The sequence below is a fragment of the Nocardia sp. NPDC049707 genome, assembly GCF_040674855.1.
In the GTDB taxonomy this organism is placed as follows: domain Bacteria; phylum Actinomycetota; class Actinomycetes; order Mycobacteriales; family Mycobacteriaceae; genus Nocardia.
In genome coordinates, this window is record NZ_JBFANN010000011.1 from 136,788 (window position 1) to 161,828 (window position 25,041).

General features: G+C 65.7%; 24 protein-coding genes. 13 read left to right on the forward strand and 11 right to left on the reverse strand.

The features are described from left to right. Nucleotides 1–29: 29 nt before the first annotated feature. The 4 genes from AB0J29_RS13455 (at nt 30) to AB0J29_RS13470 (ending at nt 5,284) form a co-directional block, all read left to right on the forward strand. Nucleotides 30–1,568: an NAD(P)/FAD-dependent oxidoreductase gene (locus tag AB0J29_RS13455; RefSeq protein WP_364784201.1), complete on the forward strand. Its 1,539-nt coding sequence runs from the start codon at nt 30–32 to the stop codon at nt 1,566–1,568. Between the two features lie 23 nt (nt 1,569–1,591). Next, nucleotides 1,592–2,449 (forward strand): SDR family NAD(P)-dependent oxidoreductase, encoded by an 858-nt coding sequence (locus AB0J29_RS13460; RefSeq protein ID WP_364784327.1) that lies wholly within the window; start codon nt 1,592–1,594, stop codon nt 2,447–2,449. Between the two features lie 37 nt (nt 2,450–2,486). Next, nucleotides 2,487–3,413, forward strand: coding sequence for an alpha/beta hydrolase (locus AB0J29_RS13465; protein ID WP_364784204.1), 927 nt, complete (start codon nt 2,487–2,489; stop codon nt 3,411–3,413). An 80-nt stretch (nt 3,414–3,493) separates the two neighbouring features. Continuing rightward, nucleotides 3,494–5,284 (forward strand): long-chain fatty acid--CoA ligase, encoded by a 1,791-nt coding sequence (locus AB0J29_RS13470; RefSeq protein ID WP_364784207.1) that lies wholly within the window; start codon nt 3,494–3,496, stop codon nt 5,282–5,284. A gap of 51 nt (nt 5,285–5,335) precedes the next feature. Here the strand turns inward: AB0J29_RS13470 and AB0J29_RS13475 are convergent, their stop codons facing one another. Then, nucleotides 5,336–5,464 (reverse strand): hypothetical protein, encoded by a 129-nt coding sequence (locus AB0J29_RS13475; protein ID WP_364784210.1) that lies wholly within the window; start codon nt 5,462–5,464, stop codon nt 5,336–5,338. Nucleotides 5,465–5,514: 50 nt separating this feature from the next. On the opposite strand from AB0J29_RS13475, the gene AB0J29_RS13480 reads away from it, so the two are divergent. After that, nucleotides 5,515–7,236: a molybdopterin-dependent oxidoreductase gene (locus AB0J29_RS13480; RefSeq protein WP_364784213.1), complete on the forward strand. Its 1,722-nt coding sequence runs from the start codon at nt 5,515–5,517 to the stop codon at nt 7,234–7,236. Between the two features lie 316 nt (nt 7,237–7,552). Here the strand turns inward: AB0J29_RS13480 and AB0J29_RS13485 are convergent, their stop codons facing one another. The 3 genes from AB0J29_RS13485 to AB0J29_RS13495 form a co-directional block, all read right to left on the reverse strand. Next, nucleotides 7,553–9,034 carry a DHA2 family efflux MFS transporter permease subunit gene (locus AB0J29_RS13485; RefSeq protein ID WP_364784216.1) on the reverse strand — a complete coding sequence of 494 codons (1,482 nt, stop codon included), beginning with the start codon at nt 9,032–9,034 and terminating at the stop codon, nt 7,553–7,555. Nucleotides 9,035–9,119: 85 nt separating this feature from the next. Further along, nucleotides 9,120–9,812: a PadR family transcriptional regulator gene (locus AB0J29_RS13490; protein ID WP_364784219.1), complete on the reverse strand. Its 693-nt coding sequence runs from the start codon at nt 9,810–9,812 to the stop codon at nt 9,120–9,122. Between the two features lie 221 nt (nt 9,813–10,033). Continuing rightward, nucleotides 10,034–10,996, reverse strand: a complete 963-nt coding sequence (locus tag AB0J29_RS13495) for a glycine betaine ABC transporter substrate-binding protein (protein WP_364784222.1) — start codon at nt 10,994–10,996, stop codon at nt 10,034–10,036. A 195-nt stretch (nt 10,997–11,191) separates the two neighbouring features. Between AB0J29_RS13495 and AB0J29_RS13500 the strand changes: the two genes are divergently transcribed. The 5 genes from AB0J29_RS13500 to AB0J29_RS13520 all read left to right on the forward strand — a co-directional run bounded on the left by AB0J29_RS13500 (nt 11,192) and on the right by AB0J29_RS13520 (nt 15,189). Next, the gene (locus AB0J29_RS13500; protein WP_364784330.1) at nt 11,192–12,091 is read left to right on the forward strand and encodes an ABC transporter substrate-binding protein; all 900 of its coding nucleotides are present in this window, start codon (nt 11,192–11,194) and stop codon (nt 12,089–12,091) included. After that, on the forward strand, nt 12,052–13,248 hold the full coding sequence (locus AB0J29_RS13505) for an ATP-binding cassette domain-containing protein (RefSeq protein ID WP_364784225.1): 1,197 nt from the start codon (nt 12,052–12,054) through the stop codon (nt 13,246–13,248). The genes AB0J29_RS13500 and AB0J29_RS13505 overlap by 40 nt, the downstream gene beginning before the upstream one ends. Beyond that, a complete protein-coding gene (locus AB0J29_RS13510) occupies nt 13,245–13,907 on the forward strand; it encodes an ABC transporter permease (protein WP_364784228.1) in 663 nt (220 codons plus the stop codon). Before AB0J29_RS13505 ends, AB0J29_RS13510 begins: the two co-directional genes overlap by 4 nt. Further along, entirely contained in the window at nt 13,904–14,620 is a 717-nt protein-coding gene (locus AB0J29_RS13515; protein ID WP_364784231.1) for an ABC transporter permease, read from the forward strand. Before AB0J29_RS13510 ends, AB0J29_RS13515 begins: the two co-directional genes overlap by 4 nt. Nucleotides 14,621–14,772: 152 nt before the next feature. After that, entirely contained in the window at nt 14,773–15,189 is a 417-nt protein-coding gene (locus AB0J29_RS13520; RefSeq protein ID WP_364784333.1) for a CBS domain-containing protein, read from the forward strand. 65 nt (nt 15,190–15,254) lie between these two features. On the opposite strand, the gene AB0J29_RS13525 is transcribed toward AB0J29_RS13520, so the two are convergent. The 4 genes from AB0J29_RS13525 to AB0J29_RS13540 all read right to left on the reverse strand — a co-directional run bounded on the left by AB0J29_RS13525 (nt 15,255) and on the right by AB0J29_RS13540 (nt 19,798). Further along, nucleotides 15,255–16,442 carry an NADP-dependent malic enzyme gene (locus AB0J29_RS13525; protein ID WP_364784336.1) on the reverse strand — a complete coding sequence of 396 codons (1,188 nt, stop codon included), beginning with the start codon at nt 16,440–16,442 and terminating at the stop codon, nt 15,255–15,257. A gap of 525 nt (nt 16,443–16,967) precedes the next feature. Further along, entirely contained in the window at nt 16,968–18,629 is a 1,662-nt protein-coding gene (locus tag AB0J29_RS13530) for an FAD-binding protein (RefSeq protein WP_364784234.1), read from the reverse strand. A gap of 51 nt (nt 18,630–18,680) precedes the next feature. Then, complete coding sequence (locus AB0J29_RS13535) at nt 18,681–18,947, reverse strand: hypothetical protein (protein ID WP_364784237.1); 267 nt, start codon at nt 18,945–18,947, stop codon at nt 18,681–18,683. After that, nucleotides 18,944–19,798 carry a PHP domain-containing protein gene (locus AB0J29_RS13540; RefSeq protein ID WP_364784339.1) on the reverse strand — a complete coding sequence of 285 codons (855 nt, stop codon included), beginning with the start codon at nt 19,796–19,798 and terminating at the stop codon, nt 18,944–18,946. Before AB0J29_RS13540 ends, AB0J29_RS13535 begins: the two co-directional genes overlap by 4 nt. A 62-nt stretch (nt 19,799–19,860) precedes the next feature. On the opposite strand from AB0J29_RS13540, the gene AB0J29_RS13545 reads away from it, so the two are divergent. Then, nucleotides 19,861–20,937 (forward strand): magnesium and cobalt transport protein CorA, encoded by a 1,077-nt coding sequence (locus AB0J29_RS13545; RefSeq protein WP_364784240.1) that lies wholly within the window; start codon nt 19,861–19,863, stop codon nt 20,935–20,937. An 8-nt stretch (nt 20,938–20,945) separates the two neighbouring features. On the opposite strand, the gene AB0J29_RS13550 is transcribed toward AB0J29_RS13545, so the two are convergent. From AB0J29_RS13550 to AB0J29_RS13560, 3 genes are read right to left on the reverse strand one after another with little or no spacing between them, the layout of a single operon-like run. Beyond that, the gene (locus tag AB0J29_RS13550) at nt 20,946–21,527 is read right to left on the reverse strand and encodes a suppressor of fused domain protein (RefSeq protein WP_364784243.1); all 582 of its coding nucleotides are present in this window, start codon (nt 21,525–21,527) and stop codon (nt 20,946–20,948) included. Nucleotides 21,528–21,530: 3 nt separating this feature from the next. Further along, the gene (locus AB0J29_RS13555) at nt 21,531–22,022 is read right to left on the reverse strand and encodes a general stress protein (protein WP_364784246.1); all 492 of its coding nucleotides are present in this window, start codon (nt 22,020–22,022) and stop codon (nt 21,531–21,533) included. A 12-nt stretch (nt 22,023–22,034) separates the two neighbouring features. Next, a complete protein-coding gene (locus AB0J29_RS13560) occupies nt 22,035–23,006 on the reverse strand; it encodes a CoA ester lyase (RefSeq protein WP_364784249.1) in 972 nt (323 codons plus the stop codon). Between the two features lie 64 nt (nt 23,007–23,070). Here AB0J29_RS13560 and AB0J29_RS13565 point away from each other — a divergent pair, with 64 nt between their 5' ends. Further along, complete coding sequence (locus AB0J29_RS13565; protein ID WP_364784252.1) at nt 23,071–24,366, forward strand: CBS domain-containing protein; 1,296 nt, start codon at nt 23,071–23,073, stop codon at nt 24,364–24,366. Then, nucleotides 24,356–24,949, forward strand: a complete 594-nt coding sequence (locus tag AB0J29_RS13570) for a DUF1003 domain-containing protein (RefSeq protein WP_364784255.1) — start codon at nt 24,356–24,358, stop codon at nt 24,947–24,949. Before AB0J29_RS13565 ends, AB0J29_RS13570 begins: the two co-directional genes overlap by 11 nt. Nucleotides 24,950–25,041: the final 92 nt, after the last annotated feature.

A 25,041-nucleotide genomic window follows, 5' to 3' on the forward strand; every position in this document is an offset into this window, starting at 1 on the left:
ATGCTCAGTAGCGCCGTAGTCTGCGTTATATGAGTCGCAAGGTTACAGACAAAGCTGTCGGCAACCGGCCAGCCCGCCACGTCAAGACCATCATCATCGGCAGCGGTTTCGCTGGTCTGGGCCTGGCGATCCGGTTGAGCAAGCAGGGCCGCAACGATTACCTCGTATTGGAACGCGGCAGCGATGTCGGTGGGACCTGGCGCGACAACACCTACCCGGGCGCGGCCTGCGATGTGCCGTCGCATCTGTACTCGTACTCGTTCGCGCTGAACCCGAACTGGTCGCGCTCGTTCTCGAAGCAGGGCGAGATCCAGCGGTACATCCAGGGCGTCGCGCGTGAGTACAACGTGCTCGACAAGCACCTGTTCAACTGCGATGTGACCGCGGCTCGCTGGAACAACGCCACCAACCTGTGGCATATCGAATCGACCCAGGGCAGCTTCACCGCCGACACCGTGGTCTCCGCCGTCGGCGCGCTCTGCGAACCCGCACTCCCGGATATCAAGGGCATCAACGGTTTCGAAGGCGAGATCTTCCACTCCGCCCGCTGGAACCACGACGCCGATCTAACCGGCAAGCGCGTCGCCATCATCGGCACCGGCGCCTCGGCCATCCAGATCGTGCCGTCCATTGCCCCGCAGGTCGCCCACCTGGACGTCTACCAGCGCACCGCGCCCTGGCTCCTCCCCCGCATGGACCGCCCGTACACCCTGCCGGAGCGCCTCGCCTTCCGGCACATCCCGGGCTTGCAGCGACTATCTCGCGCCGCCATCTACGCCGCCCGCGAAACCCAGGTCGTCGGCCTCGCCAAGGTGCCCGCACTGATGCAGGCCTTCGAACTGATCGCCAAGGCCAAGCTGCAACTGGAGATCCGCGATCCGGAACTGCGCGCGAAGGTGACCCCGAACTTTCGGATCGGCTGCAAGCGCATGCTGATCTCCAACGACTACTACCCGGCGCTGAGCCGCCACAATGTGGACGTGGTCACCGACGGCATTGCCGAGGTGCGCGCGAATTCCATCGTCACCAAGGACGGCACCGAGCGCGAAATCGACGCACTCATCGTGGCGACCGGCTTCCACGTCACGGATTCACCGACCTACAACGCCATCTCGGGCAAGGACGGTCGCACGCTGGCGGAGGTATTCGACGAGATCGGCCAGCAGGGCTACAAGGGTTCGGCCGTCGCCAGCTTCCCCAATATGTTCTTCCTACTCGGCCCGAATGTCGGCCTCGGCCACACCTCGATGGTGTACATGATCGAATCGCAGATCAACTACATCGCCGACGCACTGGCCACCATCGATCGCCTCGGCCTTCGCACGATCGAGGTGAAGCGCGCCGTGCAGGACGCCTACAACAAGGACCTGCAGGGCAAATTGGTGCAGAGCGTGTGGAATACCGGCGGCTGTGCCAGCTGGTACCTGGACAAGCACGGCAACAACACCACGCTGTGGCCGGACTTCACTTTCGAATTCCGCAGGCTGACCAAGAATTTCGACGTCTCCGCCTATACGACGACGGCCGTCGACACCTCCCGAAACGATCTGAAAGTGGTGGCACAGTGAATGCAGCATCGCGAAGCGATTCCGTGCGGGGTGGCGGTCGGGCGACAGGTGGGCGCAATGACGCCTACTTCACAGGCAAAGTCTGTGTGATCACCGGGGCGAGTTCCGGCATCGGCCGCGCCCTTGCGGAAAATCTGGCCAGACGCGGCGCCAAACTCGCGCTCTCCGATATCGATACCGATGGGCTGGCCGAGACGGTGCGTCGCTGCGAGGCGTACGGGGCCGAGATCAAATCCGACCGGTTGAATGTGGCCGAGCGTGCAGCGGTGCTGCTGTACGCCGACGCCGTGCAGGCGCACTTCGGCACGGTGCACCAGATCTACAACAACGCGGGCATCGCCTACCACGGCGAAGTGATCCGCTCGGAGTTCAAGGACATCGAGCGCATCATGGACGTCGACTTCTGGGGTGTCGTCAATGGCACCAAGGCCTTCCTGCCACTGCTGATCGAATCCGGCGAGGGCCACGTCGTCAATGTCTCCAGCCTGTTCGGCCTCATCGCGGTGCCCGGCCAGAGCGCCTATAACGCAGCCAAATTCGCGGTGCGCGGATTCACCGAAGCACTGCGCCAGGAGATGCTGGTCGGCAAGCATCCGGTCAAGGTCACGTGCGTGCATCCCGGCGGTATCAAGACCGCGGTCGCCCGCAATGCCACCTACGCCGATGGCATCGACAGCCACAGTGCCGCATCGCTGTTCGACAAGAAGCTGGCCATTCACACGCCGGAAATGGCCGCGCAGACCATTACCGAGGGTGTCCGCAAGGGACACGGCCGCGTGCTGATCGGCTGGGAGGCCAAACTGCTCGACCTGTTCGTCCGGGTCACCGCCTCCGGCTACCAGCGCATCGCCGCCGCGGTGAACGGTCGCATCCTGCCCTGAACCGCGCTGCCCCAGCGCGAGAAATCAAGGAAAACCCATGCGTGACATCAATATTCCGCTACCCATCGCGCGGACGCTGCTGAGCCCGATCTTCCGGGTCACGCTGAACGCGCGGTTGCCCTGGCAGGTGCAGCGGGCGCTGCTCGATATCGGTTCGCGCGCACAGTTCCTGCCATCGGGCACGATCGTGCACCCGCTCCGGCTCGGCGGCCGACCCGCCGAACGGATCACCGCGCGCTCGGCCGGGCCGAACCTGAACGCCGGCGCTGTGCTCTACCTACACGGCGGCGGCTACGCGGTCGGATCACTTGCGACACACCGCTCGCTGGCCGCCCGATTGGCGCACGAAACCGGTTGCGCCGTCTATGTTCTCGACTACCGACTGGCACCGGAGCACCCGTACCCGGCCGGACTGGAGGACGCCGAATCGGCCTTCCTGGAGTTGGCCGGAAATATCGGCTACCGCCCCGAACAGATTGCGCTGTCCGGTGATTCGGCGGGCGGCGGATTATCGCTCGCCACCGCACAGCGGCTCATCGCCGAACATGGCTACACCCCGGCCGCGCTCGGCCTGATCGCGCCGTGGGTGGATCCGAATCAGATCCCGGACAAGTTCCGAGATCTGGTGATCAATCGACCGTGGTCGCGCGCGTGCGCCGCGGCCTATCTCGGTGCCGGGGACGGCACGGACACCGGCTACGCACCGCTGCACGGCGAACTGCGGGGTTTGCCGCCGACATATGTACAGGTCGATGTCAGCGAGCTGCTGCATACGCAATGTGCCGACTTCGTTACGGCACTGCGGGCAGCGGGCGTTCATGCGCAGTTTGCTGAGAGCAAGGGGCTATGGCATGTCGCGCAACTACAGGCCGCACTCGTCGGTCCCGCAGCGGCGGCGCTGACCGAAATGGCCGTTTTCCTGCGAGAAGCGGTCCAACCGGTCGCAATGCGCGACCTAGGATAGGTCTGCGAGCAGGCCGAGCTGACGTCCCGGTCACAGGTGTCGTAGATTACTGGCGAGTAAACCCACGTGGAAGGGCACTGATGCGAGAGTTCGAAGTCCAGGCTTCCTACACCATCCCGGAAGACGCGAACAATTCCGATAACGTCTTCCGGCACGCCGAGCAGTCGCCCGGCGCGGTGCTGTTCAACGTCACCAACGGTGCCACGTGGCGGGAAATCAAGGCCGCGGAATTCGCGAGAGCGGTCACCGATGTGGCCAAGGGCCTCATCGCCTCCGGTCTCGAACTCGGCGATCGCGTCGCCATCATGGCCCCGACCCGCTACGAGTGGGTGCTACTCGACTTCGCCATCTGGGCCGCCGGTGGCTGCACTGTCGCCATCTACGACAGCTCGGCCGCCGAGCAAGCCGAGTGGATTCTGCAGGACTCCGCCACCAAGCTGCTGGTGGTCGACAGCGATAGGCACCGCAAGGTTATCGATGAGATCGAGGCGGGTGCGCTGCCGGATCTCGAGGAGACCCTGCAGATCGACAAGGGCGCCGTCGACGACCTGATCGCGCGCGGCGCCGACCTCGACGACGAGATCGTGCACGCACGCCGCGCCGAGGTCAAGGCCAAGTCCCCGGCCACCCTGATCTACACCTCGGGCACCACCGGCCGCCCCAAGGGCGTCATGCTCTCGCATTCGAATCTGTACGCGGAGTCGAAGTCCGACCGGATCGCGCTGAACAGATACGTCGCCGAGGGCAAGAAGACGCTGATGTTCCTGCCGCTGGCGCACGTCTTCGCGCGTGCCGTCACGCTGGCCGCATTCGACGCCAAGGTGATCGTCGCGTTCACGGCCGACTGGTCCACCCTGGTCGAACAGTTCGGCAGCTACCGCCCGCACTTCATCCTCGCGGTGCCGCGCGTCTTCGAGAAGGTGTTCAACAGCGCCAAGCAGAAGGCGCACGACGGTGGCAAGGGCAAGATCTTCGACGCGGCCGCCGAGACCGCCATCGCCTACAGCCAGGCCCTCGACAACGGTCGGCCCGGCCTGCTGCTGACGCTCAAGCACACGCTGTTCGACAAGCTCGTCTACAGCAAGCTGCGGGTCGCGCTCGGTGGTCAGTGTGAGGCCGCGGTCTCCGGCGGCGGACCGCTCGGCGCGCGCCTCGGCCACTTCTTTCGCGGCGTCGGCGTCACCATCTACGAGGGCTACGGCCTCACCGAGACCACCGCGGCCATCACCGTGAACACCCCCGACAATATTCGGGTCGGCACCGTCGGCAAGCCGATCGAGGGCCATGCGGTCAAGATCGCCGAAGACGGCGAACTGCTGCTGCGCGGATCGGTTGTCTTCAATGGTTACTGGGGTAATCCCGAGGCCACCGAGGACGCGTTCACGGACGGCTGGTTCAAGTCCGGCGACCTGGGCGCCATCGATGGCGACGGGTACCTCACCATCACCGGGCGCAAGAAGGAAATCATCGTCACCGCGGGCGGTAAAAACGTGTCCCCGGGACTGATGGAGGATTCGCTGCGGGCCCATCCGCTGATCAGCCAGGTCATGGTGGTCGGCGACGGTCAGCCCTTCGTCGGTGCGCTGATCACTCTCGATCCGGAAGCGCTGCCGGGCTGGAAGGAACGCAACAATCTGCCCGTCGAGACCCCGATCGAGCAGGTGATCGAGAATCCGGCGCTGGTCGCGGAGATCAACGCCGCGGTCGCCGAGACCAATAAGAAGGTCTCGCATGCCGAGGCGATCAAGAAGATCCGCATCCTGCCCGTCGACTGGACGCAGGAGACCGGTGAGCTGACGCCGAAGATGTCGCTGAAGCGGGCCGTGGTGATGAAGCAGTACGCGTCCGAGGTCGAGAAGATCTACAGCTGACGCTGGTTGTGCGAGGCGCCGTCCGCGGATTGCGGGCGGCGCCTTTGTGTTTCACAGGTAGCGCTCACTGCGAGCGTCCAGGAAATTGGCGATCAGCGGCGCGATCTCCGGAACGGTGCGGTAACCGAGTTCGCGTCGCGCGGTACTACCAGCGGCACAAGTCCGCGGACTGACGATCACGTCACCGATTGGTCATACTTGCCGACCGCGCCCGGCAGTAGGCTCGGATCATGGCTGAACTGCGCTTTCGGGTGGCGGCGGGCATTGTCTCGGCCGGTCTGGCACTCGGCTTGGCCGAACTCGTCGCCGCTGTCACCGGCCCCGACAGCGCACCCGCGAACGCCCTCGGCTCGACCGTCATCGACCACACCCCGGACGGCCTGCGCGAATGGGTCATCCAAACCTTCGGCACCAATGACAAGACCCTGTTATTCGCCTGCATGGCGCTCATGGCCGTACTGGTCGCCGGATTCATCGGAGCCATCGAACGAACAGATCATCCCCGAGGATCCTGGCTCTTTGCCGCCCTCGGCCTGCTCACCGTTGCCATCACCATCGGCCGCACCGGATTCTCCGCCGCCTGGCCCACCATAATCGGCGTCGCCGCAGGCATTTACGTCCTTCGCGCCCTGACCGACCGCATCGACGACGCAGCGGCCGCCGCGCACGCCCCTACCCGAGTGCGTGCTGCACCGGAAGCCGCACCCAGCAGCGACACAACGAGCCGGCCGCAAACCCCGGCCTCGAGTTCGGCGCAGCCCGCAACGCCGAAAACCGCTGCTACTGAAGCCGACTCAGCCAGTCCGAGGGCTCCGACCACACCTGGGACAACCAGACCTGCGACCCAGGAACCTATGGTTGATGCGGCAGGATCTGTTGCCGGGCCGCAGCGGCGACAGGTGTTGTGGGGCATTGTGATTACGGGTGGGTTGGGGTTGCTCAGCGGGGTTGGCGGGCGGCTCATCGGGGCACAGCGGCGGGATGTTTCCGGTGAGCGGGCGGCGATTCAGTTGCCGGAGCCGAGTGGACCAGCGGTTTCGCTCGCACCGGATGCGGATTTGAAGCTGCCGGGGCTGACGCCGTATCTGACGTCCAATAGCGACTTCTATCGGATCGATACCGCGCTGATCGTGCCGCAGGTATCCGTTGACGATTGGTCCTTACGGATCCATGGGATGGTGGATCACGAAATCCAGCTCAGCTGGGGCGATCTCGCCAAGCGCACACCGGTCGAAACCTTGGTGACGCTGGCGTGTGTATCGAATCCGGTCGGCGGTGATCTGATCGGCAATGCGAGCTGGCGCGGCTACCGCCTGGACGAACTACTCGCCGAGGCCGGACCGCATCCGGACGCCGATATGGTCCTGTCGCACAGCATCGACGGTTTCACCGCGGGCAGCCCGCTGGCCGTACTCACCGACGGCCGCGATGCGCTGCTCGCCGTCGGCATGAACGGCGAACCCCTCCCGGTCGCACACGGCTATCCGGCCCGACTGGTCGTCCCCGGCCTCTACGGATATGTCTCCGCCACCAAATGGGTGACCGAACTGGAGATCACTCGCTTCGATCGCGCCACCGCCTACTGGACCCGCCGCGGCTGGTCCGCCTATGGCCCCATCAAAACCGGCGCCCGCATCGACACCCCGCGCGCCCGCACCACATTGCAACCGGGCAGCACCGCGATCGCCGGCGTCGCCTGGGCCCAACATCGCGGCATCCGAGCCGTAGAAGTCCAAATCGACGACGGCCCATGGCAACCCGCCCGGCTGTCCACCGAACAATCCATCGACACCTGGCGCCAGTGGGTCTACGACTGGAACGCCACCTCCGGCCCCCACACCATCCGCGCCCGTGCCACCGACGGCACCGGCGAAACCCAAACCGAAGCCCGCGCCCCCGTAGTCCCCGACGGCGCCACCGGATACCCCTCCGTCACCATCCAGGTCAGCTGACGACTACCAGTGCGCTAGATTTTTGCCAGGCGCGCGCTCGCCAGCCTGTTGCGCTGGCCACGAATAGGATCGAGCCCGGTAGTCGTTGCCGGTCCCAAGGAGCGCAGCATGTCCGCCGTATTCGATTGGGCGCGGGAAGAGAACCCACAGCCTGAGCCGATCACGGTAGAGATCTGGAAGGAGCTTCCCGAGGATTTCTGTCGCCTTGTCGAAGTGGTGAATGGCGAAGCAATCCGGCCGGAATCACCGAGCCGACCGGTCTGGCCCGCTGACGTGCGATGCCCCGTGCGCGAATTGCGCACGGGGCACCCAGAACTCAGACGCCCACGGTGTCGGCCTTGGCCAGGTCGGTTTTCGGGCCGGATGCGGCGGATTGGCCGTGGCGGATGAACAGGGCCGACGCGAGTACACCGATCAGAAGGATACCTGCGGGGAGCAGGACGGCCTGGCTGAGGGCCGTGCTGAAGGCGTCCTTGACGAATTCCGGGATGGGGCCTTGGCCCGCACCGCCTTCGGTGATCTTCCCGTCGCCGAGGCCGTTGGCGTTCATGCGGCCCGCGATCAAGGCGCTGATCGCGGCGCTACCGAGTACGGAGCCCACCTGACGGGTGGTGTTGTAAACACCCGCGCCCGCACCGGCCTGCTCGATCGGCAAGTTGTGCGTGGCGCTGGACGCCAGCGGTGCCCAGATGCAGGCATTGGCGAAACCGGCCAGCGCGGCCGAGAGCAGGAACCACACCAGCGAGGAATGCGGTGTCATCACAGCCGCGAACCAGAAGATCGAGGCCGAGAATCCGATGAATCCGATGGTCGGCACGATACGCGGGTGCAGCCGGTCGGAGATCTTGCCGATGATCGGCGCGAAGATTCCGGTGACGATCGCCATCGGTGCGAATACCAAGGCGGACTTGGTCGGTGACATCTCCCGCACCGCCTGCAAGTAGAAGTACGACGGCACCATCATCGAGGTGACCGCGGCCCCCATGGCCGCGATGGCCACATTCGACAGCGTGAAGTTGCGATCACGGAACAGCCCCAACGGCAGCAGCGGTTCGCCGGTATTGCGCGACTGGTTCACCAGGAACACCGCGAGCACGACCACACCTGCGCCGATCATCAGCCAGATGCGCGGCGACCAGTCGTAGGTATTGCCCTCCTGGATACCGAACACCAGTAGGAACAGGCCGACACCGCTGAGTACCACACCCGGGATGTCGAACTTGTGCTCATGCGTCGGCAGCGCCGGAACCAGCCAGACCGCGAGTGCGAAGGCGACGATGCCGACCGGAACATTGACGATGAAGATCCACTCCCAGCCGAGCCCGTCGACCAGCACACCGCCGAGGATCGGACCGACCAGCGTGGCGAGACCGGCGACACCACCCCACAGCCCCATGGCCGCACCACGCTTGTCCGGCGGGAAGGTCCTGGTGATCACCGCCATGGTCTGGGGCGTCATCAGCGCGGCGCCGAGCCCCTGGACGGCCCGCGCGGCGATCAGCATCGTGATCGATCCGGACAGACCGCACCACAGCGAGGTGGCGGTGAAGACGGCCAGTCCGATCAGATACAGGTTCTTCGGCCCGTAACGATCGCCGAGCCGACCGGTGACCAGCAGCGGCACCGCATAGGTCAGCAAGTAGGCGCTGGTCACCCAGATGACCTGGGAGATATCGGCCTGCAGATCCTTCATGATCGCCGGATTGGCGACCGCGACAATGGTCATATCCAGCAGGATCATGAAGAAGCCGACAACCAGCGCGAACAGCGCCAGCCACGGATTACGTTGGGTGGTCATGAATTCGGTTCCTATCTCGGATGTCTGTCCCGGCTGACGCAGGATGGCGAAGAAGCGAATCGGGGGCTGCGCACACCGGTACACATCACGGCGGTGCAGCACTGGTCTGACCCCAACGGCGCGGCACCGGAGGTCGTTCGGAATCTTCTCGGTCGGACGTAGGGTGCTGACGTTCGGTGACGCGGACGCCGGTGGCGGGGTCGTATTCGTCCCACTCCATCTCGCCGCTGTCCAGTTCGGTGATCAGGTTGTCGACCCACGTGATCTCGGCCGCGATGGTGGCACGCAGATACGGGAGCACGATCCAGTAGCGCCGTGGCACGGCGTGCATACCCGCCCATTGGCTCATGATGTCGACATCGGCGAGGTCCTGCGCCAACCGCTCGACGCGCTCCCGCAATAGCGCGAGCACTTCCGGCGCGGGCAGGTTGTGCGCCTCGGCGAGCGCGACCGGGAACATCGGGTACTCCCGCGCGGGATTCCGTAGGATTTCGGCGATTCGGGAACGCAGTGTCTCCCGACCGATTTCGGTGATCCGGTAGGTGGTGCGCTCCGGCCGGTTCCCGTCCCGGTCGACCCCCTCGGCCAGCACCAATCCCTGGTCGGCCAATCGCGTCACCGTGTGATAAAGCGAGCCCGGCCGCACCTTCACCAGCATGTCCTCCCGGCGAGCGATCAGCAGCTGATACGCCTCATAGGGATGCATGGGCCGCTCTTCGAGCAGCGCGAGCACGGCGATCGCCAATGGCGTCACCGATGGGCGCGTCTGCTGCCCCATTTTTCGGTCACCTCCTGCACAACGCTCGCGGATGCGAGCGCGAATCTCCGAAGCACGCACGATAGTCAGGACCATCGACATACTCCGCATCAAATATTCCACGTGGAATATACGGCGCGGAGCAGTTGGCCCGCAAGACCGCGATATCGAGCGGAATTGTGATCGGCGACATAGCAAACGGCCCGAGCGCGAACCGCTCGGGCCGTGGTGACCAGGGATTTTCAGAGCGCGTGATCGTCCAACCAGGTGCGTGCCACCTCGGCGGCACCGGCACCTTCGCGAACCTCGCGCATCATCTGCGCCAAGTCATCGGTCGTGAGCTCACCCGCGACGTAGTTCAGCTTCCGGATCTGCCGATCGTCGAGCAGCCCCTTGCGGTAGACCGCGAGCACATTCTCGGCCCGCACCGCGTAGTCGCTATCGGCGAGGACCGTCAGCCCGTCGGTCGCACCGGGAACCAGCGCGGGCGGCCCGGTCAGGATTCCGGCCTGGATTTCACCGTCCAGCAATGCCTTTCGCAGCCCCGTCGCATCGGGATAGGGCCTGGTATCGGCGAAATCACAACCGGCAATCCGCACGGGCGCCGCGGTGTGCAGCACACCGGAAACCGGTGCGACCCCGGCATGGATTTCGCCGCAGCGCGCAGCGAGCGCACCGATCGAGCGCACGTCCTTACCCGCGGCTTCGGTCAGCAGCACCCGGGCTCGCATGTCCGTGCCATCGGCCGGATCGGAAACCGCCAGCCCCTCGGGCAGCGACCGACTCAACTCCTCGGGCACCGACCGCCGATCGGGTGCGGACGTGTCCGCGACATCGGTTGCCACCTCGGGCTTGCGGGCCTGCGCCCCGGCATTCAGAAAGGTGAGTAGTTCGCCGCCGTGTTCACCGACCACCGTCACGGTGCCCGCGTCCAACGCGGCCAGATAGTCCGCGCGACTGCCGAGATCGGCGATGACCGAGGTGCGCGCACCGGCCCGCGCCAACGCACCCGCATAGATTTGCGCAAGCAGATTTGATTCCATCGAATCGCCCGCGCCGACCGCTATCGTCGGGCCCGGATCGTCGCTTCCACAGGAAACCGCCAGCCCGAGGGCTGTGACGACCACGATCCGTGCCAGCATCCGCCTCGACGCGGCCAACCCCATCCGGCGACACCAACCTTCGGTAGTGAACAAGAACTCCATGCAGCGGGCAGTATGAACAACCAGAATGTACCGGGTGGCCGTGCGTGCACGGCCGCTCGCATCGCTCGTCATGCCGGAAGGACTCCAGTGAAAACCACGATCAACCCCGATGCCGCGCGGCACGGGCGGTTCGCGCTGCGGCTGACGCTGCGCGCCGCCCGCATTCTCGTCGCCGCCGCGGCGCTGGCCGCCGCGATGATCCTGTCCGCCTGTGGGAATTCCGACCCGCTTGCGGCCAAGGGCAATTGCGAGGGTGACGGGCTGACCGTCGGCTCGGCGAACTTCCCGGAGTCCGAGACGGTCGCGAATATCTACGCGGAAGTGTTGCGTGTCAACGGATTCACTGTCGACACCAAACTCAATATCGGGAGCCGCGAAGCCTACATCCCGGCACTGCGCAAGTGCGCGATCTCGGTGATCCCGGAGTACAACGGCAACCTGCTGCAGTACCTGGACAAGAACACCACCGCAACCACTTCCACCGATATCGACACCGCGCTCACCACGGCACTGGGTTCTACCGGTTCGGGCTCCGATCTCGCCATCGGCACCCCGGCCCCCGGCCAGGACTCGGACGCGGTCGTGGTCACCAAGGCCACCGCCGAGCGCTGGAACCTGCACAGCATCGCCGACCTTGCCGCGCATTCGGCCGAGGTGAAGTTCGGTGCGCCCGCCGAATTCCAGGAGCGCGCGGGCGGTCTGCCCGGTCTGAAGAAGAACTACAACCTGGATATCGCCGCGAACAATTTCGTGCCGATCGCCGACGGCGGCGGGCCCGCGACGGTGCGCGCGCTGGTCGAGGGCACGGTCACCGCGGCCAATATCTTCACCACCTCCCCGGCAATCGCACAGAACAATCTTGTGGTGCTGGAGGATCCGAAGCACAACTTCCCCGCCCAGAATGTGGTGCCGCTGTTCAACACCGCCAAGAAGACCGATAAGGCACTCGCCGCGCTCAATGCGGTCTCCGCGAAACTGACCACCGACCAACTGGTGAAGCTCAACGAGGCGGTCTCCGGTAGCAGCAAGACCGAGCCCAAGGCCGCAGCACAGCAATGGGTCGCCGCCCAAGGGCTGAACACGCCGACCGGGTAGGAGCCAGCGTGTCCGATATCGAATTCAGCCGTATCAGCAAGACCTATCCGGACGGCACCCACGCCGTCTCCGAACTCGATCTGCGCATCGAATCCGGCTCGTTCACCGTCTTCGTCGGACCGTCGGGCTGCGGCAAGACCACGTCGATGCGCATGATCAACCGGATGATTACGCCCAGTTCGGGCACCATCACCGTTGACGGTGCGGATATTTCGACGATGAATCCGGTCGAGCTGCGGCTCGGTATCGGATACGTGATCCAGAGCGCCGGACTTCTGCCGCATCGGACGGTCGTCGACAATGTCGCGACCGTGCCTGTGCTGCAAGGGGTTCGGCGCCGCACGGCCCGCGCGGCCGCACTCGAGGTGCTGGACCGGGTCGGGCTGGACCGATCGCTGGCCACCCGTTATCCGGCCCAGCTCTCGGGCGGACAGCAGCAGCGGGTCGGGGTGGCCAGGGCACTGGCCGCCGATCCGCCGGTGCTCTTGATGGACGAACCATTCAGTGCGGTCGATCCGGTGGTGCGCGAGGAGTTGCAGGCCGAAATGGTGCGGCTGCAAGCCGAATTGCACAAGACCATTGTGTTCGTCACCCATGACATCGATGAGGCGGTGAAGCTCGGCGATCGGCTCGCGGTATTCGGACCGGGTGGCATCCTCCAGCAATACGACGAACCCCAGCACGTACTCGCCGCGCCCGCAACCGATTTCGTGGCCGATTTCGTCGGACGCGATCGCGGCTATCGCGCACTGTCGTTCCGCAAGGCGGATAGCCTGACACTGCACGAGATTCACACCGCCACCGAGCCCGAACTCGCCGATTTGCGCCTGGACCGGGGCGAATGGGTATTGGTGGTCACCGATTCCGGTATTCCGCGCGGATGGATCGATGTCACCGGCGTCGAGGGCATTCGAGCCGGGCGGGCCTTGCACGACAGCATCGCCGCCGGTGGATCACTCTTCCCGCCGGACGGCGATCTCCGGCAGGCGCTGGACGCGGCGATTTCCTCGCCGTCGGGAATCGGTGTCGCCGTTGACGATTCCGGCGCCACGCGCGGCGGCATCCGGGCTCCCGAGGTACTCGAGCAGCTCGCGGGGCAGCGCACGGCGGAGGACGACACGCGCAATCGGCACTTCTTCGAAACCGAAAGCGCATGAAGTATCTGATCGACAACTTCTCCGAGATCATGGGTTTCACCAGGACTCATCTGTATCTCGCATTGGTGCCGCTGCTGCTCGGGCTGATCATCGCGATTCCAATCGGCGCGTTGGTGCGCCGGATCTCCTGGCTGCGGCGCGTCACGGTGGCGGTGGCCAGCCTGTCGTACACGATTCCGTCGCTGGCCCTGTTCGTGATCATTCCGCCGCTGGCCGGGATCTCGACCATCGATCCGCTGAATGTGATCATCGCGCTCACCGTGTATTCGACGGCGCTGCTCGTGATCGCGGTGCCGACGGCGCTGGATTCGGTGTCGCCCACCGTGATCGACGCCGCCGACGCGGTCGGCTTCAGTTCGCTGCGACGCACCGTGACCGTCGATATGCCGTTGGCCATACCGGTTTTCGTCTCCAGCCTGCGAGTCGTGGTGGTCACGAATATCGCCATGGTTTCGGTCGGCGCATTGATCGGTGTCGGCGGGCTCGGCAAACTCTTCACGCAGGGCTATCAGCGCGACTATCCGGACGAGATCATCGCGGGCATCATCGTGACGCTGGCGCTGGCCCTGATCTTCGACCGCCTGGTGTACGCCATCGGGCGCTGGGCGACCCCGTGGACGCGTGCGGACGCCAGGACCGCGAAAGGCGCTGTGGCATGAACCTATTCATCGATGCCTGGCACTACTTCACCGACGGGGCGAACTGGAGCGGCCCGGCGGGTATCCAACACCGCATCGCCGAGCACCTCTGGTACAGCTTCCTGACGGTTGTCGTCTCCGCGGCCGTCGCGGTCCCACTCGGGCTGGTGATCGGGCACACCCGGCGTGGTTCCGCATTGCTGGTCGGATTCGCCAATGCCATGCGCGCCCTACCAACCCTCGGCCTGCTCACATTTCTGGTGCTCGGCCTCGGGCTCGGCCTGATTCCACCGCTGCTCGCGCTGGTCACGGTCGGCATTCCGCCGCTGTTGGCCGGTGCCTATGCCGGTATCGCCAATGTCCCGGCCGATGTCGTGGACGCCTCGCGCGCCATGGGCATGACCGAGCGCCAGATCCTCTTCCGCGTCGAGGTCCCCAATGCGCTGCCGATCCTGCTCACCGGCCTGCGTGGGGCCACCTTGCAGGTCATCGCCACCGCCACTATCGCGGCCTTCGTCAATCTGGGCGGCCTCGGTCGCTATATCTTCGACGGCATCGCCATCTACCGCTACGATCGCGTCCTGGTCGGAGCCCTGCTGGTCGCGGTCCTCGCCATGCTCATGGACGGCCTGTTGGCGTTCGCAGTCTGGGCCAGCGCACCCGGCACCGGCCGCCTGCGCCGCACCCCGCAACTCCCTGTCACCCCCGCCGGAATCCTGCAGACCAGCAGCTGAGGCCGCGGACGCATTGACCATTGATGTGACATGGGTCACGATGTGACGTGCCGCAGGAGTTTGCTTCGCGGATGCTCGACGCACGATCGCGGAGTGCGCACCTGCGGGATCACTCATCCGAGACCAGGAGGCGTACCGTGAACAGCCGCTCTATGAAAGCGCGCGACATCATGCACGAAAACGCGGAGTGGATCCCCGCGGATGAAACGCTGGATCGGGCCGCGCAGGTGATGCGCAGGCTCGATGTCGGCGCACTGCCGATCGGCAGCGACGACCGGCTCGTCGGCATGCTGACCGACCGCGACATCGTCGTGAAATGCATTGCGATGGGCCATGATCCGAGCAAGGTACGGGCCGGAGATCTGGCCCAGGGCACGCCACGCTGGGTATCGGCCGACGCCGATGTCCGCGAGGTTCTGGACATGATGGAGCAGGATCGGATCAAACGGCTCCCGGTGATCGACGCGAAGAAGCGACTCGTCGGCATGATCTGCGAATCCGATATCGCCAGGAATCTCAGCGACCGCGAAATCGCCGAGTTCGTCTCGGCCGTCTCCATTCCGCACTGATCAACCCGCACAACGCAATACGGGGCTGCGCACCCTGGTGCGCAGCCCCGCATTTCCGGGTCGAGTTACGCGACGCCCTCCGCGCGGGCGGCGGCGGCCACGGCCTCGGCGACGGCCGGTGCGACGCGCGGATCGAGCGGGCTCGGCACGATCTTGTCCGGACCGAGTTCATCGGCGACCACGCTGAGGATGGCATCAGCGGCGGCGATCTTCATGCCCTCGGTGATACGGCGCGCGCCCGCGTCCAGCGCGCCCTTGAAGACGCCCGGGAATGCCAGCACGTTGTTGATCTGGTTCGGGAAATCGCTGCGCCCGGTGGCCACGATCGCCGCGTACTTGTGCGCGACATCGGGGTGGATTTCCGGATTCGGATTCGACATGGCGAACACGATCGACTCCGGCGCCATCGAGGCGATCAGTTCCTCGGCGATGGTGCCCGCGGAGAGTCCGAGGAACACATCGGCGCCGTCCAGCGCCTCGGCCGCGCCACCGACGAGTCCGCGCGGGTTGGTGCGCTGCGCCAGTTCGGACTTCACGTCGTTGAGGTCGCCGCGCTCGCGGTCGATGATGCCCTTCGAATCGAGCACGATCACATCCTTGACGCCCGCGGCGAGCAGGATGTTCGTGCACGCGACACCGGCGGCACCGGCGCCGGACACCACGACCTTCAGACCATCGATGTCACGGCCCTGCACCTTGGCCGCGCCATTGAGGGCGGCCAGCACCACGATGGCGGTGCCGTGCTGGTCGTCGTGCATGACCGGGCAGTCGAGGGCCTCGATGAGCCGCTGCTCGATCTCGAAGCAGCGCGGTGCCGAGATGTCCTCCAGATTCACCGCGCCGAAGCTCGGGCGCAGCCGGACGATGGTCTCCACGATCTCGTCGACATCCTTGGTGTCCAGGACGATCGGGATCGAGTTCAGTCCCGCGAACTTCTTGAACAGCGCCGCCTTGCCCTCCATCACCGGCAGCGAGCCACGCGGGCCGATGTCACCGAGGCCGAGCACCGCGGTGCCGTCACTCACCACGACCACCAGGCGGTCGGTCCAGGTGTAGCGCTTGGCCAGCGCGGCGTCCTCCGCGATGGCCAGGCTGACCTTCGCGACACCGGGGGTGTAGGCGATGGAAAGGTCGCGCTGGGTATCCAGCGGCGCGGCGAGCTCGACCGATAGTTTGCCACCGAGATGACCTGCAAAAATCTCGTCGTGCGTGATTTCGGAAAGGCTTGCAGTGGCATTCGGTGCGTCAGTCACAGGTGACACGATTTCACTCCTGCTCGGGTCGGACAAACCGGGGACGGGTTACCGCCGGGTAGTTGGTAGTAGGTGATTCATACGCTCATCGAGTGCGCTGACCGGGACGTTTCGGGTTGGACCGCAGGCGTCGAAGTCCGACGGTCCGATACCGAAATATGGATCGGCACTGATCCGCAGAGCGACGGGCGGACGGGTGCGTCCGTACAAAATGTGCGGGGGGATCATCAGGTCGCGACGGTGCGTCGCGAGGCGGTGATCGCCGGTATTCCCCAACCCGGCGGTGGCATAGGCGGGAATCCGCAACATTCTGCCAGCCGGGACGACGCATTGCCAAACCGGCGTGTCGTCTCCCGACTCGGTACCGGCCAGGCGCAGTCCGATGGCGGCGAAAACCACACTGCCAGTTGACTATTCGTTACATTGCAGCATCGTCCAGGCGCGTTGCGTCGGATGTTGAACGCTCGCTGGAGACCCAGGCTGAGGCCAGGCGGTGGTCCACGAGCAGACCTGCGGAGTAATACGTCAGGTCTCGGGAACGTTTCGACATGTTCCTGGGAACGGTAAGCAGAAACTCGCGGTTTCGCGGCCCGGCTGCGGTCTCCGGTGAGCTGTCCCAACGGCAGCGGAGAACTCCGGCCGCGCCGCGGGCTCGGGCACCATACCGGCGACCGCCTGGCGTGGATCTGACCGTACCCACACCGTCTCGAGTCCGCCGGAGGTCAGCCGCACCCGCCAATCGGCCGCGGCACTGGGATGATCAGTGCGCCGGTGCATTCCGCGACTCTCCGTCCGCGCGAGCGCACTGTATTTGGTCCAGCGTGCCACCGCGAGCAGCGCCGCCGCCTGCCTGGCCCGCAACCGATCCACCCCGAATCCGCCGAGGTCGAATTCGGCGCCCGGCCACATGGCGTCGAGTTCGCCGATGCTGTCGCGCAAACTCCCGGCGCTGCGCCAGTAGCTGCGCCGCAACGGCAGCGTGTGTTCCTGCACCAACCCGACCACCGCGCGCGGATCGATGCGGGCCACCGGATTCAGTCCCGCACCGGGGACCGCACGCACCGGACCGGTCATGCCGCGCCCGCGCGCGCACCGCGCGGCACCTTTACCGGCCCACACGCCCGAGGCGATGGCCCACGCTCCGCCCGGACCGCCGAAGCTGCTGACCGCGCCGGTGATCGGCTCGCGCGTCATCACATCGCCCGCGCCGTAGAGTCCGGCCACGGTGGTCGCGCAGTCCATTCCGGCTATGCACAACCCACCGGTCCCACGGACCGTGCCCTCGAGCACCGCGCGCAGCGGGACCCGACGGGTGTGGTCGACCAACCCCTGTCTGGCGAGCCAGCGCCGAACCGGGTACGGCACATCTTCCAAGGCCGCGTAGATTCGGCGGCCATCCGCCATCGCGGTGAATGCCGCGGAGCGATGACCGGTGATCTCCGCGCCGGATTCGTCGTAGAGCGTCGCGAAATGCAGGGCCAGCCCGAGACTGATGGGGGCGTCGCGCGGAGTGGGGACAACCGGCGCGAGACCGTACGCGCAGGAGAATTCCATCCCCGACAGTTGCGCGCCCGCCTCGGCGGCGAACAGCAATCCGTCGCCGGTATCCACATCGGTGCCCGCGCCGCCGGAGAGGAACGCGCAACCGCCGGTGGCCACGACGACCGCCCCGGCTCGGATGGTCCAGGTCCGAAAGCTGTTGCGCGACTGCACACCGACCGCACCGGCGACCGCGCCATCGCGATCGACGAGCAGTTGCAGGGCGGGATGATGATCGAGAATGCGCACCCCGGCTTCGAACAGGTTGCGGCGCATCCGGCGCAGATAGCTCGCGCCGTCCAGGCATACGCGGAGTGCCGCTCCCCCAGTGCCCGCACCCGGAAACCGGTAGCCCCACGCCACCAACTGTTCGACCCGCCGATGCGTTTCGTCGAGTACGCGCAGCATCCACTCCGGTTCGCCGAGCCCGCCGCCGTGCGCGTACGCGCGCCGCACCGCCTCATCCCGCGCGGACCCCGGCGGGATATTCCAGAGCGAGGTCGTCCCGGTAGCAGTCGGCCCGCTCGCGCCGCAGCGGCTCTTGTCCACGAGCGCCACCCGAGCGCCCGCGGTGGCGGCGGAGATGGCGGCCCAGACCCCGGCGGGACCGCCGCCGAGGACGAGCACATCCGTCTCGAATTCCGTCACAAAGAGAAATGTTCGGCCACAATTCACGTGGCCGCAACCTTTCCGGATATATCAGCTCCACCACTGCGTCCAGAGCAATATTCCGCCGACAATGAAAACGACCATCGATCCGGAAAAAGCGGCGAAACCTCGATGTCGATCCGAAAAAATCTGTGCGCCGATGCCGATCGCTGAGGTTGCGACATGCCAGGTCACCGATTCGCCGCCGGGTCCGGGAAAGCCACGCCGAGCAGCGATAACCGCGGTACCGACAACGACGAGGGCCAGCACGAACATCCCACCGGCGACAATTCCGCTGAGTCCGCGCAGCACTCTCACGAGGCGATCACCGGCACACCTGTCGCTTTGCCCGCGAGTTCCTCGAATTGCGCGGGATCGGTGGTGAATTCACCGAGCCGGATGGTTTTGTTGGAGCCGTGATAGTCCGACGATCCGGTGCTGATGAGGCCGAGTTCGGCGGACAACTCCGTCAGCAGGGCACGATCGGCCGCAGAATGGTCCGGATGATCGATCTCGAGCCCGCCGAGTCCGAGCGTGGCCAGTTCCCGAATATCGTCGATCGCCAGCAGCCGTCCGCGCTTACGTGCCCGGGTATGCGCGAGCACGCTGACCCCGCCCGCGGCCGCGATCATTTCGACGGCCCGGCGCAGCGGTGTATCCGCCTTCTCCGCGTAGTAGCGGCCGTGCGGGGCCAGCAATTCGGTGAAGGCCGCGTCCACGGTCGGCACCACACCGGCCGCGACGAGTGCGCGTGCCAGATGAGGGCGGCCGGCCGACGGCCCCGCCGAGGCCAGGACCGCGTCCGGATCGATGGGTAGTCCGTCGTCGCGCATCCGCTCGGCCATCGCGCGCAACCGCTCGACCCGTTCGGCACGCAAGCGTTCCCGCTCATCGGCGAAACACCGATCGGTCGGATCGAAGAGGTATGCGAGCAGATGCACCGGGACCGGCCACCCGTCTTCACCGAGTCCGATACACGACATCTCCATGCCGCGCACCAACGTCAAACCCTTCGGTAGCGCCTCGGTGGCCTCGGCCCACCCGGCGGTGGTGTCGTGATCGGTGATCGCGACGACGTCCAAACCGGCTGCTGCCGCGTTCCGGACGAGTTCGGCCGGGGTATCGGTGCCGTCGGACGCGGTCGAATGGGTATGCAGGTCGATGCGCACGCCTTCTTTCATACCGTGCGCTCGCACGGCGCACGCACGCGCACGCGACGTAGCATCAACCCGTGCCATCTATTCCGCCGCTACCGTCGTTTCGCGGCTCGGGCCGGGCGCACACGCCGCTGCCCCACATCCCCGTCCCCACCGCGCGTGCGGTGGTCGACTGCGCCGTCTACGTCGACGGCAGGCGACTGCCCGGCCACTTCGGCCATGCGGAAGCGATGGCCGAGGTCAGCAAGCGCGGCGCCGGATTCGTTTGGGTCGGACTGCACGATCCGGACGAGTACCAGATGGCCGATATCGCCAAGGTCTTCGACCTGCACCCGCTGGCCGTCGAGGACGTGATCCACGGTCATCAGCGGCCGAAACTGGAACGCTACGACGACACCTTGTTCCTCGTCCTGCGCACCGTCAGCTACGTCCCGCACGAGATCCATTCGGTCAGTGAGATCGTGGAGACCGGTGACATCATGGTCTTCACCGGCCCCAATTTCACGGTGACCGTGCGGCACGGCGAGCACACCGGATTGGCCGGTGTCCGAAAGGAATTGGAGGATCAGCCCGACCAGCTCATGCTCGGTCCCGGTGCGGTGCTGCACGCGGTAGCCGACCATGTCGTGGATTCCTATGTGACGGTGGCCCAGTCGGTCGAGAACGATATCGACGAGATGGAAGAAGAGGTCTTCACACCGCGCAGCACGGTGACCATCGAATCGATCTACCAGCTCAAGCGAGAGATCGTGGAGCTGCGTCGCGCGGTGAATCCGCTCGGCACCGCGCTCGAAGCACTCGGCCGCAACACCACAATGCCACTACCCAAAGAGATTCGGCGTTATCTGCGCGATGTCGCCGACCACCACACCGCGGTGGCCGAGCGGATCAACGATTTCGACGAGGCGCTCAGCGCACTGATCACCGCGGCGCTGGCCAAGGTCGGCGTCCAGCAGAACACCGATATGCGCAAGATCTCCGCGAGGGTCGCCATCGCTGCGGTGCCGACGATGATCGCCGGGATCTACGGGATGAACTTCGAGCATATGCCGGAGCTGAACCAGGTCTGGGGCTATCCGGCCGTGTTGCTGCTCATCGCGACCGTCTGCACCGGTCTGTACATCAACTTCCATCGCAACAACTGGCTCTGACACCAGAACTACAGTGACACAGCGCCGCGTGTCGGATCGTGCACATCGATACCGGCCTCGGCCCACGCATCACGCAATGCCTGCGCACCGCGCACCCGCACCCAGGCCGCCTCGGTCGCGGTCACCGGAACCACCGCGAAATACCGCACGGGTTCGGCTGGCTCGGGCAGCACCACCTCGGGAATATCGCTGTCCCCCAACAACACCGCGGTGAACGGCGCATCGCGCCATATCGGCTCCCCCAGGTCCAGCAGCGCATCGACTTGCAGCACAACACCTTCCACGGCGGGTGCCGCGACGAGCACACCAAGGGTGCGGGCGAGTCCGGAACTCGGGCCGACCCCGGCACGCAGTGTCAGCACCAATTCGGCCCGCGGCCCACGCATCGGATCGGCGTGCAGGTCACTGGGATCGCCCATGGGATGACGTGATCCGCCGAGGGTGAGGTAGTGCACCAGCTCGTCGCCCGGAATGCGCAGGATCTCGATGGACTCGAGACCGAGGAAGGTTACCGACGCGGAATCGACACCCGTTGACGCCGCGCCGAAGTGATCCAGCACCTCGGTGCGGACCTTGTCCACAACTTCCATCGCTCAGATCGCCAACCGTGCCAGCATGTCCCGAGCCTGCTCGGCCGACTTCGGGTCGCACAGCACGTCATAGCGGCCTGCCACCAACTGCATGGTGGAGGCGAAATCGCGCTGGCCCCTGGTCGCCGCGTACGGGATCGAGGTAGAGATGACGCCGAAGATGATGCCGCCGACCAAACCGACCAGCACCGGCGCGAAGCCACCACTGGTGGTGAACAGGCTCAGGAGCAGGCCGAGGAACAGACCGAGCCACGCGCCCGAAACCACTCCGCCGCCGACCACCTTGCCCCAGGTCAGTCGATACAACACGCGTTCGACCTGCATCAGGTCCACGCCGACGATGGTCACGTCTTGCACGGGGAACTGGTTGTCGGCTAGGAAGTCGACGGCCTTCTGGGCCTCGGCGTAGGTCGGATACGAGCCGACCGGCCAGCCCGATGGCGGCGTCGGCAGACCCTGGCGCGCGCGATTCGAGTTCCCCAAGGGATTCGTCATATCTCTATTCTGCTATTCCGAATGGGAGTTGGGGGGAGTGAAACGCGTGGTCCCCATCTCTGGAGATCGCAGCATTCCGGCGGCCCGACCCTTATCTGCGATTACCTGAGCCATCTTCGCGCTGGCCTCATCGATCATTTCGTCGCCGAGCATTACCGCTCCGCGCGCACCACCCTTTTCGGAGGTGTGGAAGGCGTAGGCATCCAGAATCAGCTCGGCGCGATCGTAATCGGCCTGGCGCGGACTGAAGATCTCGTTCGCGGCCTCGATCTGTCCGGGGTGCAGCACCCATTTACCGTCGAAACCGAGTGCGGCGGTGCGCCCGGCCGCCCGGCGGAATCCGTCGATATCCCGAATTTGCAGGTAGGGACCGTCGATTGCCTGCAGGCCGTGCGCGCGGGCGGTGAGCAGGATGGTCATCAGAATGTGGTGGTAGGCATCGCCGGTGTCATAACCTTCGGGCTGTTCACCGACCACCAGCGTGCGCATATTGATACTGGCCATGAAGTCGGCCGGGCCGAAGACCAGGGTCTGCACCCGGGGGCTCGCGGTCGCGATGTCATCTATATTGCGCAGACCCAGGGCGTTCTCGATCTGCGGTTCGATACCGATCCGCCCGACCGCGAGCCCGCTCGACTTCTCCAACTGGGTCAGCAGCAGGTCCAGCGCGCGCACCTGACCGGCATCGGTCACCTTCGGCAGCAGGATCGCGTCCAGTGCCGCACCCGCGCCCTCGACCACGGTGATCACATCGGTGTAGGTCCACTGGGTGGTCCAGTCGTTGACCCGCACCACCCGCAGTTGATCGCCCCAGCCGGTGTCGTTCAGCGCCGCCACGATATTCGCGCGGGCCTCCGCCTTGACGGCCGGCGCGACCGCATCCTCCAGATCGAGAAATACCTCGTCGACCGGCAGCCCCTTGGCCTTATCGATCATCTTCTTGCTGCTACCGGGGCAGGCGAGCACCGAGCGGCGCGGTTTCATGATCACTCCCGTCGATCGTGGCATGGTGCGAGTACCGGTCCGCGTACCCTCTAACCTGACAACCATGGCAGCAACCAGGGTGTACGTCGCCAGGCTGGCCGGACTGGTGGTACTCGGCCCGGACGGCGAGTCTATCGGCCGCATCCGCGACGTCGTCGTGGCCGTCCGCTACGACCGCCAGCAGCCCCGGGTGCACGGCCTGGTCGTCGAATTGCCCTCCCGACGGCGAATTTTCGTGCCCATGCTGCGGGTGACCACGATCGACCCCGGTGTCGTCGCCCTCAATACCGGCACGGTGAGTCTGCGCCGCTTCAACCAGCGTCCGGGCGAGATGCTCGCCCTCGCACAGATCGTGGATTCTTCGGTGCGCGTTGCCGATCCGGATCTGCCGGACCTCGCGGATGTCGATGTACTTGTGGTCGATCTCGGTATCGAACAGTCCCGGACCAGAGACTGGCGGGTCACCAGGGTCGCGGTGCGCGGACATCGCCGGCTCGGCCGTCGCCGAACCGTACATGTCGTGGACTGGACCCAGGTCAGCGGTCTGACGCCGTACGAAATCGGCCGGCCGGGTCAGGACGTCACCCAACTGCTCGAACAATTCGAGGGACTGCGCCCCGCCGATGTCGCCCATCTGCTGCGCGAACTTCCGGAGAAGCGGCGCATCGAGGTGGCGGTCGCACTCGACGACGAGCGACTCGCCGATGTCGTGCAGGAACTCCCCAACGACGACCAGGTGGATCTACTCGGCCAGCTCGAGGTGCGCCGCGCCGCCGATCTGCTCGAGGCGATGGATCCCGACGACGCCGCCGACTTGCTCGGCGAACTGCCCACCAATGAGCGAGAATCGCTGCTGGCACTGATGGATCCGGAGGAGTCCGAACCGGTCCGCAGGCTGCTGCAGCACTCCCCCGATACCGCAGGTGGTCTGATGACACCGAAAGCGGTGATCCTGACCCCGGCCACCACGGTCGCCGAAGCGCTTGCCCGGGTGCGCAATCCGGATCTGACCCCCGCACTGGCCAGCATGGTGTTCGTGGTGCGGCCGCCCACCGCGACGCCGACCGGCCGCTTCCTCGGCTCGGTGCATTTGCAGCGACTGCTGCGCGAACCTCCGGCACATCTGGTCGGCGGCATCCTCGATGCCGGTCTGGCCCCGCTGCCTCCCGGTACCCCGCTCGGTGCGGTGACCCGCTATTTCGCCACCTACAACCTGGTCTGCGGCCCGGTGGTGGATGCCGAGAACCACCTGCTCGGCGCGGTCAGCGTGGACGACGTGCTCGATCATCTACTACCGCAGGATTGGCGCGAGCAGGAAGATACGGTCGTCGGCCAGGAGGGGGTAGTCGATGCCGAGTGAGAAGACTCCGGCGCGCCAGCGCCTGGAAACGCCGGTGGGGTCCCGCTTCCGCTTCGACTACGACGCCGAGGCGATGGCCCGATCCAGCGAGCGGGTCGCCCGATTCCTCGGCACGGGACGCTATTTGGCGCTGCAGACCATTGTGGTGGTCGTCTGGATCGTGCTGAACATCTCCGTGGTCGCGCTGCGCTGGGACCCGTATCCGTTCATCCTGCTCAACCTCGCGTTCTCCACCCAGGCCGCCTATGCCGCGCCGCTGATTCTGTTGGCGCAGAACCGACAAGACAACCGCGACCGGGTGTCGCTGGAGGAGGACCGCAGCAGGGCCGCCCAGACCAAGGCCGATACCGAATTCCTCGCTCGCGAGCTCGCGTCGCTGCGAATCGCGCTCGGCGAAGTTGCTACGCGCGATTACATGCGCAGGGAATTGGAGGAAATGCGGGAGGTGCTGGACCGGATCGAGGCCGCGCGGTTCGCGGAATCCGGGTCGAGCTCCGATAAACCCGCTAAGGCCGTTCGCAAGAAAAGCTCCGGCAGAAAGGCGGGCACAGTTCAGGTTGCACCGCCTGTTGCTGACGATTGACAGGAAATGCTCTATAACGTTGTGACCCACGGGTAACCTGGACGACGTTGTCCCGAGCGTACGGGCCGGGGATGTCTCGGACACACGCTCTC